This window comes from Saccharopolyspora erythraea NRRL 2338, from assembly GCF_000062885.1.
GTDB classification, from domain to species: Bacteria; Actinomycetota; Actinomycetes; order Mycobacteriales; family Pseudonocardiaceae; genus Saccharopolyspora_D; species Saccharopolyspora_D erythraea.
On the sequence record NC_009142.1, the window covers coordinates 7978642 to 7994518 of the forward strand.

20 protein-coding genes are annotated in these 15877 nt (G+C 72.4%); 9 read left to right on the top strand and 11 right to left on the bottom strand.

Annotated features, from left to right (window positions below; all coding sequences use genetic code 11):
• Positions 1-75: 75 nt before the first annotated feature.
• Positions 76-1362, bottom strand: a complete 1287-nt coding sequence (locus SACE_RS34625) for an adenylosuccinate synthase (RefSeq protein ID WP_009948760.1) — start codon at positions 1360-1362, stop codon at positions 76-78.
• Between the two features lie 155 nt (positions 1363-1517).
• Between SACE_RS34625 and SACE_RS34630 the strand changes: the two genes are divergently transcribed.
• Both SACE_RS34630 and SACE_RS34635 read left to right on the top strand, forming a co-directional pair.
• A complete protein-coding gene (locus SACE_RS34630; RefSeq protein ID WP_009948759.1) occupies positions 1518-2165 on the top strand; it encodes a hypothetical protein in 648 nt (215 codons plus the stop codon).
• A 140-nt stretch (positions 2166-2305) separates the two neighbouring features.
• Positions 2306-2944 carry an HNH endonuclease family protein gene (locus tag SACE_RS34635; protein WP_011875272.1) on the top strand — a complete coding sequence of 213 codons (639 nt, stop codon included), beginning with the start codon at positions 2306-2308 and terminating at the stop codon, positions 2942-2944.
• Between the two features lie 49 nt (positions 2945-2993).
• Here SACE_RS34635 and SACE_RS34640 read toward each other — a convergent pair whose 3' ends face one another.
• Positions 2994-4103, bottom strand: coding sequence for an FUSC family protein (locus SACE_RS34640; protein WP_231849877.1), 1110 nt, complete (start codon positions 4101-4103; stop codon positions 2994-2996).
• Between the two features lie 126 nt (positions 4104-4229).
• Here SACE_RS34640 and SACE_RS34645 point away from each other — a divergent pair, with 126 nt between their 5' ends.
• The gene (locus SACE_RS34645) at positions 4230-4733 is read left to right on the top strand and encodes a hypothetical protein (RefSeq protein ID WP_009944565.1); all 504 of its coding nucleotides are present in this window, start codon (positions 4230-4232) and stop codon (positions 4731-4733) included.
• 95 nt (positions 4734-4828) lie between these two features.
• Entirely contained in the window at positions 4829-5272 is a 444-nt protein-coding gene (locus SACE_RS34650) for a DUF3995 domain-containing protein (RefSeq protein ID WP_231849878.1), read from the top strand.
• Positions 5273-5305: 33 nt separating this feature from the next.
• Here SACE_RS34650 and SACE_RS34655 read toward each other — a convergent pair whose 3' ends face one another.
• The 3 genes from SACE_RS34655 to SACE_RS34665 form a co-directional block, all read right to left on the bottom strand.
• Complete coding sequence (locus SACE_RS34655; RefSeq protein WP_009944562.1) at positions 5306-5719, bottom strand: DUF3151 domain-containing protein; 414 nt, start codon at positions 5717-5719, stop codon at positions 5306-5308.
• A gap of 94 nt (positions 5720-5813) precedes the next feature.
• Complete coding sequence (gene fbaA, locus SACE_RS34660; RefSeq protein ID WP_009944561.1) at positions 5814-6848, bottom strand: class II fructose-bisphosphate aldolase; 1035 nt, start codon at positions 6846-6848, stop codon at positions 5814-5816.
• Between the two features lie 208 nt (positions 6849-7056).
• Positions 7057-7338: a YciI family protein gene (locus tag SACE_RS34665; RefSeq protein ID WP_009944560.1), complete on the bottom strand. Its 282-nt coding sequence runs from the start codon at positions 7336-7338 to the stop codon at positions 7057-7059.
• Positions 7339-7438: 100 nt separating this feature from the next.
• On the opposite strand from SACE_RS34665, the gene SACE_RS34670 reads away from it, so the two are divergent.
• The 5 genes from SACE_RS34670 to SACE_RS34690 all read left to right on the top strand — a co-directional run bounded on the left by SACE_RS34670 (position 7439) and on the right by SACE_RS34690 (position 11507).
• Positions 7439-8020, top strand: a complete 582-nt coding sequence (locus SACE_RS34670; protein WP_009944559.1) for a SigE family RNA polymerase sigma factor — start codon at positions 7439-7441, stop codon at positions 8018-8020.
• A gap of 256 nt (positions 8021-8276) precedes the next feature.
• Positions 8277-9197, top strand: coding sequence for an ROK family protein (locus SACE_RS34675; protein ID WP_009944558.1), 921 nt, complete (start codon positions 8277-8279; stop codon positions 9195-9197).
• Positions 9194-10330 carry an N-acetylglucosamine-6-phosphate deacetylase gene (nagA, locus tag SACE_RS34680; protein ID WP_009944556.1) on the top strand — a complete coding sequence of 379 codons (1137 nt, stop codon included), beginning with the start codon at positions 9194-9196 and terminating at the stop codon, positions 10328-10330. Before SACE_RS34675 ends, nagA begins: the two co-directional genes overlap by 4 nt.
• A gap of 118 nt (positions 10331-10448) precedes the next feature.
• Positions 10449-10700 (top strand): hypothetical protein, encoded by a 252-nt coding sequence (locus SACE_RS34685; RefSeq protein ID WP_009944555.1) that lies wholly within the window; start codon positions 10449-10451, stop codon positions 10698-10700.
• A 123-nt stretch (positions 10701-10823) separates the two neighbouring features.
• A complete protein-coding gene (locus SACE_RS34690; protein WP_231849879.1) occupies positions 10824-11507 on the top strand; it encodes a DedA family protein in 684 nt (227 codons plus the stop codon).
• A gap of 82 nt (positions 11508-11589) precedes the next feature.
• On the opposite strand, the gene SACE_RS34695 is transcribed toward SACE_RS34690, so the two are convergent.
• From SACE_RS34695 to SACE_RS34720, 6 genes are all read right to left on the bottom strand, one after another.
• Complete coding sequence (locus tag SACE_RS34695; protein WP_009944552.1) at positions 11590-12237, bottom strand: TrmH family RNA methyltransferase; 648 nt, start codon at positions 12235-12237, stop codon at positions 11590-11592.
• Complete coding sequence (locus SACE_RS34700) at positions 12237-12896, bottom strand: hypothetical protein (protein ID WP_009944550.1); 660 nt, start codon at positions 12894-12896, stop codon at positions 12237-12239. The genes SACE_RS34695 and SACE_RS34700 overlap by 1 nt, the downstream gene beginning before the upstream one ends.
• Before the next feature lie 21 nt (positions 12897-12917).
• Positions 12918-13466, bottom strand: coding sequence for an orotate phosphoribosyltransferase (pyrE, locus tag SACE_RS34705; RefSeq protein ID WP_009944549.1), 549 nt, complete (start codon positions 13464-13466; stop codon positions 12918-12920).
• A gap of 22 nt (positions 13467-13488) precedes the next feature.
• On the bottom strand, positions 13489-14262 hold the full coding sequence (locus SACE_RS34710; RefSeq protein ID WP_009944548.1) for an SDR family NAD(P)-dependent oxidoreductase: 774 nt from the start codon (positions 14260-14262) through the stop codon (positions 13489-13491).
• Positions 14263-14294: 32 nt separating this feature from the next.
• The gene (locus SACE_RS34715) at positions 14295-14990 is read right to left on the bottom strand and encodes a type III secretion system chaperone family protein (protein WP_009944547.1); all 696 of its coding nucleotides are present in this window, start codon (positions 14988-14990) and stop codon (positions 14295-14297) included.
• A gap of 137 nt (positions 14991-15127) precedes the next feature.
• Positions 15128-15796: a S1 family peptidase gene (locus tag SACE_RS34720; RefSeq protein ID WP_009944545.1), complete on the bottom strand. Its 669-nt coding sequence runs from the start codon at positions 15794-15796 to the stop codon at positions 15128-15130.
• Between the last annotated feature and the right edge of the window lie 81 nt (positions 15797-15877).

A 15877-nucleotide genomic window follows, 5' to 3' on the forward strand; every position in this document is an offset into this window, starting at 1 on the left:
GATCCCACGACGAGGACACCGGGAAAGGAACAGGCCCCGGCGCGGAGCACCGGGGCCTGTCGACGAGAGCGAGAATCACGCCATCGTGTGTCGCACGATGGTCTGGTCGCGGCCCGGGCCGACGCCGATCGCCGAGATGCGGGCACCGGAGAGCTCCTCCAGCCGCTTCACGTACGCCTGGGCGTTGGCGGGCAGCTCCTCGAAGCTGCGGGCGCCGCTGACGTCCTCCCACCAGCCCGGCAGCTCCTCGTAGACCGGGACCGCGTGGTGCACGCCGGTCTGGGTCATCGGCATCTCGGTCACGCGCTCACCGTCGACGTCGTAGGCCACGCAGACCGGGATGGTCTGGAGCCCGGTGAGCACGTCGAGCTTGGTGAGGAAGTAGTCGGTGATGCCGTTGACGCGGGTCGCGTAGCGGGCGATGACGGCGTCGAACCAGCCGGTGCGGCGCGAGCGCCCGGTCGTGACGCCGAACTCGCCGCCCGCCTTGCGCAGGTTCTCCCCGGCGTCGTCGGTGAGCTCGGTCGGGAACGGACCGGCACCGACGCGGGTGGTGTAGGCCTTGAGGATGCCGACCACGCCGTTGATCCTGGTCGGCCCGATGCCGGACCCGGCGCACGCGCCGCCCGAGGTCGGGTTGGAGGAGGTGACGAACGGGTAGGTGCCGTGGTCGACGTCGAGCAGGGTCCCCTGCGAGCCCTCCAGCAGCACCGTCTCACCGCGGTCCAGCGCCTGGTTGATCAGCAGCTTGGTGTCGGCGATCCGGCCCGCGAACTTCTCGGCCTGGCCGAGCACGGTGTCCACGACCTCGTCGACGTCCAGCCCGCGCCGGTTGTAGACCTTGACCAGGATCTGGTTCTTGATGTCGAGTGCGGCCTCGACCTTCTGCCGAAGGATCTTCTCGTCGAGCACGTCCTGCACCCGGACGCCGACCCGCGCGATCTTGTCCTGGTAGCACGGCCCGATGCCGCGGCCGGTGGTGCCGATCTGCTTCTTGCCCAGGTAGCGCTCGGTGACCCGGTCGATGGCCACGTGGTAGGGCATGATCAGGTGCGCGTCGGCGGAGATGAGCAGCCTGTTGGTGTCGATGTCGCGGGCCTCGAGCCCGGCCAGCTCGTCGAGCAGCACCCCGGGGTCGACCACGACGCCGTTGCCGATCACGTTGGTCACACCGGGGGTGAGGATCCCCGACGGGATGAGGTGCAGCGCGAAGTCCTGCCCGTCCGGGAGCACCACGGTGTGGCCGGCGTTGTTGCCGCCCTGGTAGCGCACGACCCACTGCGCCTGCTCGCCGAGCAGGTCGGTCGCCTTGCCCTTGCCCTCGTCGCCCCACTGGGCTCCGATCAGCACGATCGCCGGCATGTGAAACTCCAACCTGGACTGGGGTGGTCGCTCACGCGGACCTGCGTCCACCACGGGTATGCCGGTCGATCAGGGTAAACCAGGAGCCAAACGTGAGTACGACTGCATTGTCCTGCGGAAACGTCGATCGCACAGCGCGTCCTTCCGGACACGGTGTGCGATGGTTCGACGTCCCGGCCACGCCGGGCCGCGCGGACGTCGACTCGCTGCTGGCAGGTCTCGAGGGCCGGCTGCTCGTGCACGGCACCGACGCCGACCTCGCCGCCGTCGTGCTGCGCCTGCTGCGCAAGGACCGGATCGCCCACGTGGAGGTCGGCTACGTGCCGGTCGCGGAGTCGCCCGCGACCCGCCTCTACGGCCTGGCCACCGGGGACGCAGGGTTCGAGCAAGCGCTACACGGCGCGGTCCGGCCGGTGCCGCTGATCAGGGACGACTCCGGCGGCGTGCTGGTCGCCTCCGGCGTGGTCGAGCCGATCACCGGGCAGGTCTACTGCGACGACCAGCAGGTGCTCAACGGCTCGGCGCTGCGCATGGAGGTCGCGCCGGACCCGGACGCGGCGCCGCTGCCGGAGCCGACCTCCGACCCGCTGTCGGCGATGCTGGAACCCGCCTCCGACGGCATCCGGGTCACCACCACCCGCCGCGCGTTCCTGCGCAGGCGCGAGGAGGTGGTGCGCGGCCGGGCGCTGCAGGCGAGCTTCCGCTCGGCGACGGTGGTCCGCGACGGCGTGGCGCACCCGCGACCTGCGGAGAAGTGGGGCTGGTACCGGCACACCGAGGACCTGCGGCTGGCCTCCGGCTGAACGCCGTGCACAAGTCACCGATCGGTGTGACGATAGGTGGCGAATTCACGTCAGGTCATCCGTCGGCCACCCTTTGGCATTGATCCGGCCACCTGGCTGCTTCATGGTCATCGGCGAAAGCTGCCTGCGAAAGGGACGCCATGACACTCCACCGATCGCTGCGCGCCACGTTGCTCGCCCTGCCCCTCGCCGGTGCCCTCACCGCCGGGCTGGCCGTTCCGGCCGGGGCGACGCCGCCCGGAATCCCGGACGCATCCACCGCCAAGAGCTGGCTCGCCGAGCTGACCGTGGCCCCCGAAGGCTCCATGGACGGCTACGACCGCGAGAAGTTCCCGCACTGGAGCGAGGGCGCCGACAACTGCGACACCCGCGAGGCCGTGCTCAAGCGCGACGGCGAGAACGTCCAGACCGGCTCCGACTGCTACCCCACCTCCGGCACCTGGAACAGCCCCTACGACGGCGGCAGCTGGACCAAGCCCAGCGACGTCGACATCGACCACGTCGTCCCGCTGGCCGCCGCCTGGCGCTCCGGCGCCGCCCAGTGGACCCAGCAGCAGCGCGAGGCCTTCGCCAACGACCTCGACAGCCCGCAGCTGATCGCCGTCACCGACAACATCAACCAGGAGAAGGGCGATCAGACGCCCGACCAGTGGATGCCGTCCAAGACCGACTACCACTGCACCTACGCCTCGATGTGGGTGGCCTCCAAGCACAAGTACAAGCTCACCATCACCGACTCCGAGAAGGGCGCCCTCGACACCGCCCTCGGCACCTGCTGAAACCTCCCCGGACCGGGGCGCCGGTGACCGGCGCCCCGGCGCGGGCGGCTCAGTCCTCCCTCTGCTCCTCCCGCGGGTGCAGGGGCGGCAGGGCGGAGATCGCCTCGGTCCGGCTCAGCCCGGTGGCCTGCAGCAGGTCGACCGCGATCGACCGCACCTGCAGGACCACCACCTGCATCGAGAAGTCGCCCTCGCCGAGCAGCTCCACTGTGGACTTGCGGGCCACCGCGCGGGCGGTCTCCCGCGCCTGCAACGGTTCCACGCCGCTGGCCAGCTCGTCGCGCAGCAGCACCACCGCGCCCGCCAGCTCCTCCAGCAGACCGGGCAGCGGTCTCGGCACCGGCTCGCCGTCCTGCAACGCCGCGAGCGCGCGTCTGGCCAGCACGCGCGTGTTGCGCAGCGCGCGGTCTATCGGCGTCGCCGCGGTCTCGTAGCGCTCCAGGTCGCCGCGGCGCCGCCAGCGGATCGGCGCGAACCGGGCGATCTCGCGCCCGGCCTCCAGCGCCGAGCGGAACTCCTCCACCGAGCGCTGGCTCTTGCGGGCCGCGGCCAGCACGTTGGACGCCATCGCCGTGTCCAGCCGGGCCACCGCCCCGGCGACCCCGCGCAGCGCGTCGGCCAGCGCGCCGAGCACCACGCGTCCGTTGCGGTGGGCCACCGTGAGCGGGTTGGCCGGCAGCAGCGCGGCCACCACGAACCCGACGAGGCCGCCGACGGCCGCGTCGATCATCCGCGTCAGCCCGCCCGCCGACGCCGGCGGCAGCAGCGTGGCGACCAGCACCGACGAGGACGCGGCCTGGAGCACGATCACGCCGCCGCTGTCGAGCAGCACGGCCGTGCTCATCGCCAGCGCGACGACCAGGGCGATCTGCCACCAGCCGGTGCCGATCACCGAGATCAGGATGTCGCCGACCCCGATGCCGATGCTCACCCCGACCACCAGCTCCAGCGCCCGGCGCATCCGCTGACCCAGCGAGACGCCCAGCGAGATCACCGCGGCGATCGGCGCGAAGAAGGGCTGCGGGTGTCCGATCACGTTCTTGGCCAGCGCCCACGCCAGCCCGGCAGCCACCGCGCACTGCACGATCGGCGTCCCGGTGCGCAGCAGGCGGCGCATTCGGCGGCTGAGCTCCTCGCGCAGTCGATGCACACTGGGCATTGTCCGTCACGCGACGCGCGGCGTCGCGGGTGTCCGCGTCGTTGGTGAGCGCCGCGGACGGGGTGTCTCTGATCCGGATCGGCGAGTCGGAGGTGCGTGGTGGGTGCGGGGCGTCAACGTGATCGGTTGTCCGACGGGGTGCTGACCGAGCGCACCGGGCGGGGTTGGGACGAGTGGTTCGCGCTGCTGGACCGGTGGGGAGCCGCCGGGCGCACCCACCGCGAGATAGCGGCGCACCTCAGCGCCGAGCACGGGGTCGACGACTGGTCGGCGCAGAGCATCACCGTCGGCTACGAGCAGGAACGCGGCATGCGCACCGCGGTCACCGTCTCCAGGACCATCGCGGCGGGTGCTGCCCAGGTGCACCGCGCGTTCACCGACGACCGCGAACGCAGGCAGTGGCTGGCCGACGCGCCGCTGCGGCTGCGGACCGCGACCGCACCGGGATCGGCGCGCTTCGACTGGGGCGAGCGCTCCCGGGTCAGCATCACGATCATCGCCAAGGACGCGGACAAGAGCAGCGTCCACGTCGAGCACCACCGGCTCGACTCGGCCGAGGACGTCGAGCCGACCCGGGAGTACTGGCACGCGCGGCTCGACGACCTCAAGTCCCGCCTGGAGTACTGCTGAGTTCGGCGAATCCCTCCCGGGACGGAGGACGACCGCTCCCGAGCGGGAACCGGACAGGGGCAGCGGCGGGCGATCGTCTCCGCATGGACATCTCGATGGATTCGCGACGAGCCGCGGCGTACGGCGCGGCGACGTGGGGCGCGCTGTTCGCGCTCGTCCACGCCTACTGGCTGTTCGGCGGGCGGCTCGGCCTGCCCGCCGCACTGTCGGTGCGGGGCAACCTGCCGCTGCTGGTCATCGACCTCGTCGCGATCCCGCTGTGCGCGGGCGCGGCAGCGCTCGCGCTCGCCCTGGTGCGGGGCTGGGGACGCCGGTTCCCGCGCCGTCTCGTGCTGGCCGGAGCGTGGGGCACCGCCGCGCTGCTCGGCGTGCACAGCGCGCCGTCGATGGTGGACTGGGCGGCGCTGGCGCTGGGCCGGCTGCACCTGTCCGAGCTGGACCCGATGGCGTACTTCGCGACGGTGCTCTACGAGCCGTTCTTCCTCGCGGGCGGTGTCCTGTTCGGCCTCGCCGCGCTCGGATACCAGCGGACCCGCTGACCCGGCGCGCGGGGCGCCGGGCCGCGACGGTCGTCAGGCCAGGCCCGTCGCCTCCAGCGAAGCCGGGTCGCTGTCGGCGAGCAGCTGGCGGCAGCGGTCGTACTCGTCGTACTCGCCGATCTCCCTGGCGGCCTTGGCCAGCACCGCGATTGCGCGCAGCACGCCCTGGTTCGGCACGTGGCTCCACGGCACCGGGCCGAAGCCCTTCCAGCCGGACCTGCGCAGCGCGTCCAGGCCGCGGTGGTAGCCGGTGCGCGCGTAGGCGTAGGCGGCGACGGTCTCGCCGGACTCCAGGGCCAGCTCACCGAGCTGCGCCCACGCGGCGCTGAAGGCGGGGTGGTGGGCGGCGACCTCGGCGGCGTCGGTGCCGGCGGCGAGCTCGGCCTGCGCCGGCTCGTTCTCCGGCAGCAGCGTGGCCGGCGGTTCCAGCAGGTTCCCGTGCGTCATGCCGACATCCTCTCACCCGCGCGGAAAAGCGGACGGCCCGTCCACCGCGCGGGCCCCGCGCGGCGAACGGGCCGTCGACGACGGTCCGCGGACCTCAGCCTGCCAGCATCCGGCCGGCCGACTTCAGGGTCTCGCAGGCGTTGGCGACCCGGGCGGCCATCGACTGCTCGGCGGCCTTGAGGTAGCTGCGCGGGTCGTAGGTCTTCTTGTTGCCGACCTCGTTGTCCACCTTGAGCACGCCGTCGTAGTTCTTGAACATGTGGTCCGCGATCGGACGCGTGAAGGCGTACTGGGTGTCGGTGTCGATGTTCATCTTGATGACACCGTAGGAGACCGCCTCGTGGATCTCCTCCAGCAGCGAGCCGGAACCGCCGTGGAAGACCAGGTCGAACGGCTTGGACCCGGCGTCCAGGCCCAGCTTCTGCGCGGCGACCTCCTGGCCCTGCTTCAGGATCTCCGGGCGCAGCTTGACGTTGCCCGGCTTGTAGACGCCGTGGACGTTGCCGAAGGTCGCCGCCAGCAGGTAGCGGCCCTTCTCGCCGACGCCGAGGGTGTCGACGGTGCGCTCGAAGTCGCCGGGGGCGGTGTAGAGCTTCTCGTTGATGTCGTTGGCGACGCCGTCCTCCTCGCCGCCGACGACGCCGACCTCGATCTCCAGGACGATCTTGGCCTTGGCCGCCTGGTCCAGCAGCTCGGCGGCGATCTCCAGGTTCTCGGTCAGCTCGACCGCGGAGCCGTCCCACATGTGGGACTGGAACAGCGGGTTCTCGCCGCGGTTGACCCGCTCCTGGCTGATCTCGATCAGCGGCCGGACGAAGCCGTCCAGCTTCTCCTTCGGGCAGTGGTCGGTGTGCAGGGCGATGTTGACCGGGTACTTCGCGGCGACCACGTGCGCGAACTCGGCGAGCGCCGTGGCACCGGTGACCATGTCCTTGACCTTGGTGCCGGACGCGAACTCGGCACCACCGGTCGAGAACTGGATGATGCCGTCGCTCTCGGCTTCGGCGAAGCCGCGCAGCGCCGCGTTGAGCGTCTCCGACGAAGTCACGTTGATGGCCGGGTAGGCGAACTCGCCCGACTTCGCCCGGTCGAGCATCTCCGCGTAGACCTCGGGGGTCGCGATGGGCATCGGTCGTCCTCCTCGGGGGTGGAGTCTGTGTGGGTGGCGGGAGTTGCGCCGCATCCTAGTGAGGGACCGCGCTCGGGCGTGCCTGATCGGCACGACACTTTCGAGTCACAGTGCCGCACTCGGGGCCGGCGTTCCAGCCGGTGACAGGATTCAGATGAGAACTGCCCCTGTGGACATACTCACACGCCGTCCCGCCTGGGGGTACGGCTCAGGCGACCCACGATCCGGTGACGGCGTTCCACTCCCGGACGGTGGTCCCGGCGATCACGCCCGCCTCGGTGTAGGGGTCGGCGTCGAGCACCCGGCGCAGCTCGTCGGCGTCGGCGACCTCGTAGACCAGCATCGCGCCGCGCTCGTCGGCGTAGGGCCCGCCGGCGAGCAGCACACCGCGCGCGGCGAGGTCCCTGGAGTACTCGCGGTGGGCCGGCCGGACCTCCAGCCGGTGGTCCCGATCCTCGCCGTACACCAGCTCGACCACGAACTTCGCCATCCTCGTCCTCCGCTTCCGGACGCCTTCGATCCCAGGTCCGGCAGGCACGCTACCCGGTCGGGCGACGGCCGGCATCGGTGAGCCGGTAGGTTCCCGGATCATGGTCGGCGATTCTTCCGGACTCGGAGTCGAGCGGAGCGTCGAACGCACCCTGGGGCACCTGCGAGCGCTGGACACCGCCTCCGCCGAGGCCGCCGAGCGGCCGTTGACGCTGGAGGACCTCTACCGGCAGCAGCGGATGCGGATGGTCCGGCTGGCGATCCTGCTGGTCGACGATCCCGCCACGGCCGAGGATGTCGTTCAGGAGGCGTTCACCGGGCTCTACCGCAACTGGTCTGGCCTTCGCGATGCCAAGGCCGCCATCGGGTACCTGCGCACCGCCGTGGTCAACGGCAGCCGCTCGGTGCTGCGACGACGCAAGACCGCCCGCGAGTACCAGCCGCCGCACCAGGCCGACGCCAGGTCCGCGGAGTCGCTGGCGATGCTGACCGCCGAGCACCAGGCCGTCGTGGCCGCGCTGGCCGAGCTGCCGCCGCGGCAGCGGGAGGTGCTCGTGCTGCGCTACTACGGCGACCTCTCCGAGGCCGAGATCGCAGAGGCCACCGGCGTGTCCAAGGGGACGGTGAAGTCGACCGCGAGCCGGGCGCTGGACGCCCTGCAACGGATCATGCGCTCGCACTGAGCGGGCCCCTCACCGCTGCGGCTCACGCCGCACCTGAGTGCCTGTTCTCGTTCTTCGAAGCGGCGCAGCCGCTTGGGCCCCACCGTCGGGCACCGCCACGCGAGTTGAGCGATGAAGGGCGCCGAGCGGGTACTCCGCGGGCGGGTCCCGCGCGAGGCGCGACGGCCGGCTCGCCCCGCCGGGGACAGTTCGTCCAGAATCAACACCACACGTGTTGGTGTAGACCACTGGGGGAACCGTAGCGGAGGATCGGCTCGTGACCTCACATGCGATCGCCGTCGACGTCGGCGGTACCGAGATGAAGGCCGCGCTGGTGGCCGTCGAGCCCGGCGCCGCGCGGACGCTGCGGCAGACCCGGCGGCGGACCCCGCGCGGTGCCGACGGCCCTTCCACCGCCGAGAGCGTGATCGACGCGGTCGCCGAGATCGTGGCGGAGCTGCGCGCCGACGCGGACGCCGACGCCATCGGCGTCGTCGTGCCCGGCATCGTCGACGAGCAGCGGGGCATGGGCGTCTACTCGGCCAACCTGGGGTGGCGGGAGGAACCGCTGCGCGACAAGCTGGCGGCCCGCTTCGACCTGCCGCTGGCCTTCGGCCACGACGTCCGGGCGGGCGGCCTGGCCGAGGCCCGCCTCGGCGCGGCGCGCGGCATGCGCGACGTGATCGTGATGCCCATCGGCACCGGCATCGCCGCCGCCCTGGTCTTCAACGGCCAGATCTACTCCGCGGGCGGGCACGCGGGCGAAATCGGCCACGTCGACATCGGGCACGGCGAGCCGTGCCCCTGCGGCGGCACCGGCTGCGTGGAGGCGGTCGCGTCCTCGGCCGCCGTCGCCCGCCGCTACACCGCGCGCGTCGGCACCCCGGTCGACGGAGCCGCCGCGGTCGCCGACGCCGTCCGCGCGGGCGACCCGCACGCCGCCGCGGTGTGGCAGGAGGCGGTCGACGCGCTGGCCAGGGGGCTGGTGACGCTGACGGCGGTGCTCGCGCCGGAGGGCATCGTGCTGGGCGGCGGGCTGGCGATGGCGGGCCGGCTGCTCACCGACCCGCTGGCCGCGCGGCTGGACGAGATGCTGCTGCCGTTCCACCGCAGGCCGCGGCTGGAACTGGCGGAACTGGGTGACACGGCAGGCTGCCTGGGCGCGGCACTGCTGGCGACGGAAGGGTTGCAACGGTGAACGAGTCCCCCTCGCTGACACTCGCAGGCGGGCGCGTCGTCACCCCGGACGGGGTCCTCGACGACGGCTGGGTGCGCGTGTCGGGTTCGACGATCGAAGCCGTCGGCACCGGTGCGGTCGCCGGAGCGGTGGACCTGGGCGGGCGGTGGCTGGTGCCCGGCTTCGTCGACATCCACTGCCACGGCGGCGGGGGTGGCTCCTTCACCGGCACCGAGGTCGACCAGGCGCTGGCCGCCATCGACACCCACCGCGCGCACGGCACGACGACGATGCTGGCCAGCCTGGTGTCGGCGCCGCCGGCCGACCTGTGCAAGCAGATCAGCGCGCTCGGCGAGCTGGTCACCGACGGCAGGATCGCGGGCATCCACCTGGAGGGCCCGTTCCTTTCGGCCGCCCGCTGCGGCGCGCACGACCCGGCGATCCTGCGCCCGCCGGAGACCCACGCCGTCCAGCAACTGCTCGACGCCGGCCAGGGGACGATCCGGATGATCACGCTGGCGCCGGAGCTGGACAACTCGGTGAACGCGGTCCGCCGGCTCGTCGACCACGGCGTGATCGCGGCCGTCGGGCACACCGACGCGGTGCTGGAGCAGGTCGTGCCCGCCGTGGACGCCGGTGCGACGGTGGCCACCCACCTGTTCAACGGGATGCGGCCGCTGCACCACCGCGAGCCGGGTCCGATCGGCGCCCTGCTCGACGACGAGCGGGTGACCGTGGAGCTCATCTGCGACCTGGTGCACCTGCACCCCGGCGTGGTCAAGCTCGCCGCCGGGCACGCCGGGGCGGGCCGGACGGTGCTGATCACCGACGCCATCAGCGCGACGGCGGCCGGCGACGGCGTCTACGAGCTGGGCAAGCTGCCGGTCACGGTCACCGACGGCGAGCCCCGGCTGGCCGACGGCTCGCTGGCGGGCAGCACCCTGACCATGGACGTGGCGTTCCGCAACCTGGTGGCGTGCGGGCTGCCGGTGACCGACGCGGTCGCCGCCGCGTCCGCCCGCCCGGCCGCGCTGCTGGGCTTGTCCGACCGTATCGGCGCCATCCGGCCGGGCCTGGCCGCCGACCTGGTCGTGCTCGACGACGACCTCGGCCTGCACCGCGTGATGAAGGACGGGCGCTGGGTCGACGCCTGAGCGCGCTGACGGCTGCTCCAGGTGGCCCGGTGCGGGATGCCGCGTCTCGGTGATCCGGCCGAACAGGCGCTGGGCGGTTCGGCCGCGGGCGGCGGCGGTCACCCCCTAGGCTGGCCGCGTGGACGAGCAGAACCCCGAGCGGCTGCTGTCGGCGGCCCTGCGCGCCCAGGCCGTCGGCAGTCCCGGCGGCGACCCCACCGGCCACGGCGCTCGCACCGGTCACGGCGCCCCGCCCGCCCCGCTCGCGCCCGGCGCCCCTCCGCCGCCCGCCGAGGTGCGCAGGCGGCTGCCGGTTGCCCGGGTGCTGCTGTTCGCGCTGGCGCTGGGCCTGTTCGCGGGCGCCGTCGCCGGAGTGGTCTCGACGCTCTAGCCCGGCGGTCCGCCGCTGCGCGACGTGTCGATCAGGCCGCGCACCGCCGCCGCGACCAGGCGGTCACCGGCTGCGATCGGGCTGTCCGCCGGTCCGCGCACGGCCAAGGTACCGTTGGCAGGCGTGACGCCCGAATTGCCCGCGCTCATCGACGCCGCAAGCACGTCATCGCTCGCTCTGCTGCCGGACTGGCTCGATCCGGAGCACATCATCAAGTCGCTGGGCCCGTTCGCGCTGATCGGCGTTGCGCTGATCATCTTCGCCGAATGCGGCCTGCTGGTCGGGTTCTTCCTGCCCGGTGACTCGCTGCTGTTCGTCACCGGCCTGTTCGTGGCCACCGACGCGATCCAGACGCCGATCTGGCTGACCTGCCTGATCCTCACGGTGTGCGCGTTCGTGGGCAACGTGACGGGGTACTGGATCGGCCGGAAGGTCGGCCCGGCGTTGTTCAACAAACCCGACTCGAAGCTGTTCAAGAAGGAACACGTGGACAAGACCCACGAGTTCTTCGAGCGCTACGGGGCCCGCGCGATCATCCTGGCGCGGTTCGTGCCGATCGTGCGGACCTTCATCACGGCCGTCGCCGGGGTCGGCAAGATGGACCAGCGCAAATTCTTCCTCTACTCCGCCATCGGCGGTGTCGCCTGGGTCGTCGGCATGACGCTGCTCGGCTTCTTCCTCGGCAACATCCCGTGGATCAAGGAGAACCTGGAGGCCATGGCGATCCTGATCGTGCTGATCTCGGTCGTGCCGATCATCATCGAGTACGTCCGCGAGCGGCGCCGCAAGTCCAAGGCAGCCGCCTGAGCCACGAGCCGCACACGCGCGGGTCCCGGTCCGTCCGGGGCCCGCGCGATTGTTTTGCGGGGACTTCGCGCGCGGCGCCGGGCTACCAGGCGGTGGCGAGGTCGGCGTGCTGCTCGATCCAGGTGTGCATGACGATCCCCGCGGCCACACCGGCGTTGATCGAGCGGGTCGAGCCGAACTGGGCGATCGACACCACCAGGTCGGCGCCCTCCCGCGACTCGTCCCGCAGGCCGGGGCCCTCCTGGCCGAACAGCAGCACGCAGCGCTCGGGCAGCGCGGTCCGCTCGATCGGTCGCGAGCCCTGGGTGTTGTCCACCGCGACCACCGCGAGCGAGTGCTCGCGCGCGTAGGCGCGCAGCGACTCCAGGTCCGGGTGGTGGTGCACGTGCTGGTAGCGGTCGGTCACCATCGCCCCGCGCCGGTTCCACCGCCTCCGGCCGACGATGTGCACCGCACGCGCGGCGAAGGCGTTGGCGGTGCGCACGACCGTGCCGATGTTGTGGTCGTGCTGGAAGTTCTCGATCGCCACGTGGAAGCCGTGCCTGCGCCGGTCCAGGTCGGCCACGATCGCCTCGCGCCGCCAGTACCGGTACTCGTCGACGACGTTGCGGCGGTCGCCGTGCGCGAGCAGCTCCGGGTCGTAGCGCTCGTCGTCGGGCCAGGGCCCCTCCCAGGGGCCGACGCCGACGGTGGTGCCCCACTCGGTGGGGCCCGGTTCCTGCTCGTCCACTACCGCGCCAAGTTCTGCCACGGCACGTTCTCCCGGATGTCGACCAACATGTCCAGCATCGGCAGCACCGCGTCCTTCGTCGCGACCACCGTCGCGAAGACCACCAGGTGCTCCGGGGCGAACTCGACCACCCGGGAGCGCATCCGGCCGTCGCGCAGCAGCCCCTCGACCAGCCCGGGCTGCATGATGGCGCGGGCGAAGTCGGGGTTCTGCGACGACACCAGGAACGAGCGGTCGAACTCCGGGTGCCCGGTCGGCACCTCCACGTCCTGCCCGAGCGGCGTCCATGAGTCGCGGTGGGCGAGGTGGAGCCCGGGACCCGGGACCGGGCGCGGCACGTAGACGACGGCCGCGGCGGTGTAGACCCGCTCGCCGACGCCCGGCGGGCGCCGGTACTGCACGACCTCGAACGGCACGCCGCGGTGCTCACCGGCCATGTGGAAGAAGTCCTGCAGGCCGCGCCTGCCCGCGAACCACCGCAGCGCGGCGACCCGCTGCCAGAGCTGCGGGTTCGCGGGCACCTGGCGCCAGCCCGCGCCCTGGCGCACCAGCTCGCCGTACTTGCCGAACTGGCGCTTGCGGAGCAGGAGACCGGCTCCCACGCCACCCGCCAGGATCAGCACGATCAGGACCAGCGCGATCAGGACGATGGCTCCCATGCCCACTCCTCCGGGGATCGGTCAGCGCAGGCCGAGGTCGGCCAGCCCGAGCAGCGAACGGTACGTCAGCCCGGCTTCCTCGATCGCCTCGCGGGCGCCGGTGTCGCGGTCGACGACGGTCGCCACGCCGACGACGTGCGCACCGCCCTCCCGCAGGGCCTCGACGGCGGTCAGCACGCTGCCACCGGTGGTGGAGGTGTCCTCGACGGCCAGGACCCGCCTGCCCTCGACGTCGGGCCCCTCGATGCGCCGCTGCATGCCGTGGGTCTTGGCGCTCTTGCGGACGGCGAAGGCGTCGAGCACCGGGCCGTCGGCGTGCATCATCGCGGTCGCGACCGGGTCGGCGCCGAGCGTCAGCCCGCCGACGGCGGCGTAGTCCCAGTCAGCGGTGAGCTGGCGCAGCAAAGTGCCGATCAGGCGGGATGCCGCGTGGTGCAGCGTCGCCCTGCGCAGGTCGACGTAGTAGTCGGCAACCTTGCCGGAGGAGAGCACGACCCGCCCGTGCACGACGGCGAGCTGCTCGATCAGCCGGGCCAGTTCCTTGCGTTGCTGTTCGTCGACCTTTTCCACGAGCGGCCATCGTACCCGCTGCTCAGGTGCGGTCAGGCGCCGATCGGGCGACGATGCGCCGCTGGAGCGAGCGCGGGATCAGCCGGCCGACCGCGACCAGCGCCTTGTACTGGATGCCGGGGATCGACACGGTCCGGCCCGCACGCAGGTCGGCCAGCGCCTCGTGGACGACGGTGTCGGTGTCCAGCCAGAACGCCCTGGGCATCCCGCTCATCTCCAGCCCCGCGCGCTCGTGGAACTCGGTGCGGGTGAAACCCGGGCACAGCGCCATGATCCGCACACCGGTACCGGTCAGCGGCACCGAGAGACCCTCGGAGAACGCGGTGACCCAGGCCTTCGAGGCCGCGTAGGTCGAGCCGGACACCGCGAAGAAGCCCGCGACGCTGGACACGTTGATCACGTCACCGCGACCGCGTTCGCGCATCGCGCGGACGGCGGCGTGGGTCAGCCGCAGCACGGCCGCGACGTTGAGGTCGAGCTGGGTCTGGAACTTCTCGACCGGGGTGTCCCAGAACGCCCCGGAGGTGCCGAACCCGGCGTTGTTGACCAGCACCTCGACCGGCCGGCCGGTGGAGCCGACGCGCTCCTCGACGGTGGCGAGCTGACCGGCGTCGGTCAGGTCCGCGGGCAGCACCTCGGCGTGGATGCCGTGCCGGGCGCTCAGCCGTTCGGCGAGCGCGGTCAGTCGTTCGGCGTCCCTGGCCACCAGGACCAGGTCGAAGCCCTCCGCGGCGAGCCTGCGGGCGAATGCGTTGCCGATGCCCGAGGTGGCACCGGTGACGAGTGCGGTCGGCATACCGGAACGGTATCCACCGGCCGCCGAGCGCGTCACGCCTGCTCGGACTCCTCCATGGTGCGTTCGGCCACGCCGGGTTCCTCGTTCGGGTCGCTGTCGAACGGGTCGACCAGGTCGGCCAGTTCACCGAGGGCCCGCAGGAGGCGTTCCAGGCGGGCCGGCTCGGCCTCGGCCGGGTCGATGGCGGCCAGCACCCAGTCGCCCTCCAGCCAGACCACCGTGACGTCGGTGCCGATGTCCTCGGTCGCGTCGACCAGATCGGGGGTGACCAGCGGGCGCGCGGCCGCGACGTCGGTGACGAAGGCGTAGCGCGACCCGACCGGGCCGAGCAGATCGAGGCCGGAGTCCTGCGGCACCGGCACGTCCGGCAGCCACAGCTCGACGGTGGCCGCCACGCTGCGGCGGCAGCGGATCGCGGCGAGGACGGCGGCGCTGCGGCCACCGGCCTCGAGGTCGAGCACATAGACCTGGCGGCGGCCGTCGGCGGTGAAGGTGGAGCCCGCGACCACGTCGGTGGCGGTGGCCCCGCCGTACTGGGCGAGCGCGCCGCGCTCCCAGCGGGTGGGCAGCACCTGGTCGGCCTCGGCGAACTGCCAGCCGCGCAGCGCGGCCCAGCGTCGTCGCTCGCGGTTGTTCTTCGAGGTCCGCTGCGACCGGTCGGTGATCAGCAGTGCGACCCCGGCTCCGATCGCGACGACGGCTACGGCGAACCAGACCCACGCAGGCATACCCACACAGCGCAGGGTAGTCCGATCGCCGCAGAACACGAAGATCACCTGGGGGTTCGGCCCGGACCGGGCTAGTCGTCGCCGGATGACCTGCGGTGACGGCGGGGAACCGGTGCGTGCCCGGTTCCCCGCCGCCGTCACACCGGCCTCCGCCGCAGCAACCGGTACGTGGCACCGGCGCACACCGCGGCCAGGGCGAGGAAGATCCCGGCCTCGATGAACTGGAAGGTCCAGAACCGGTCCGCGGGCTGGAGCAGGTACTGCGCGGTGTACCCGGCCCGCTCGAGCTGGGTGAACTGCTCGGTGCCGACTCCCTGCGAGGACTGCCCGATGCGGGACAGCGCCTCGCTGATGCCGTACTCCGCACCGGAGCGGTCCACGTAGACGATCCCGGTGAGCCAGCCGGCGGTGTCCGCGCCGTACTCGGCCTCGCCGCACTCCCGGCCCCAGCCGACCAGCCGGGTGTCCTTGCCCGCCGGGACTCCGGGAGCCGCGATCGGCACCGCGGGCAGCTCCACGGGCCGGTCCAGCTTCAGCAGCGCGAAGTCGTGCCGCGCCGCGCTGTCCTGCCCGTACCGCGGATGGAGGACGATCTCGGCGACTCCGCGCTCCTCACCGCCGTCGAGGCGGTCGGCGCTGCCGGTGCGGGTCGTGATCCACCCGGGCTGGAAGCTGTCGACGCACTGCGCCGCGGTCAGCACCCACTGCTCATCCACCAGCGCCGCTCCGCACTGGAACCCGGGTTCGCCGGGAACCCGCAGCGAGGTCATGAACGGGTAGGGCTCGTCGGCGGGGCCTCCGCCCACGATCCGCGCCCGCGGTGCCCGCGCCGGTCAGCAGCGCGGCGGCGGACAGGAGGGCAGCGGTCATCGACTTGGATACGCGCA

Coding starts and splice junctions, on each gene's coding strand:
- SACE_RS34625 (WP_009948760.1), bottom strand. CDS start 1,362: ATGCCGGCGATCGTGCTGATCGGAGCCCAGTGGGGCGACGAGGGCAAG.
- SACE_RS34635 (WP_011875272.1), top strand. CDS start 2,306: ATGACACTCCACCGATCGCTGCGCGCCACGTTGCTCGCCCTGCCCCTC.
- SACE_RS34640 (WP_231849877.1), bottom strand. CDS start 4,103: ATGCCCAGTGTGCATCGACTGCGCGAGGAGCTCAGCCGCCGAATGCGC.
- SACE_RS34650 (WP_231849878.1), top strand. CDS start 4,829: ATGGATTCGCGACGAGCCGCGGCGTACGGCGCGGCGACGTGGGGCGCG.
- SACE_RS34655 (WP_009944562.1), bottom strand. CDS start 5,719: ATGACGCACGGGAACCTGCTGGAACCGCCGGCCACGCTGCTGCCGGAG.
- fbaA (WP_009944561.1), bottom strand. CDS start 6,848: ATGCCCATCGCGACCCCCGAGGTCTACGCGGAGATGCTCGACCGGGCG.
- SACE_RS34665 (WP_009944560.1), bottom strand. CDS start 7,338: ATGGCGAAGTTCGTGGTCGAGCTGGTGTACGGCGAGGATCGGGACCAC.
- SACE_RS34670 (WP_009944559.1), top strand. CDS start 7,439: ATGGTCGGCGATTCTTCCGGACTCGGAGTCGAGCGGAGCGTCGAACGC.
- SACE_RS34700 (WP_009944550.1), bottom strand. CDS start 12,896: ATGGGAGCCATCGTCCTGATCGCGCTGGTCCTGATCGTGCTGATCCTG.
- SACE_RS34710 (WP_009944548.1), bottom strand. CDS start 14,262: ATGCCGACCGCACTCGTCACCGGTGCCACCTCGGGCATCGGCAACGCA.
- SACE_RS34715 (WP_009944547.1), bottom strand. CDS start 14,990: ATGCCTGCGTGGGTCTGGTTCGCCGTAGCCGTCGTCGCGATCGGAGCC.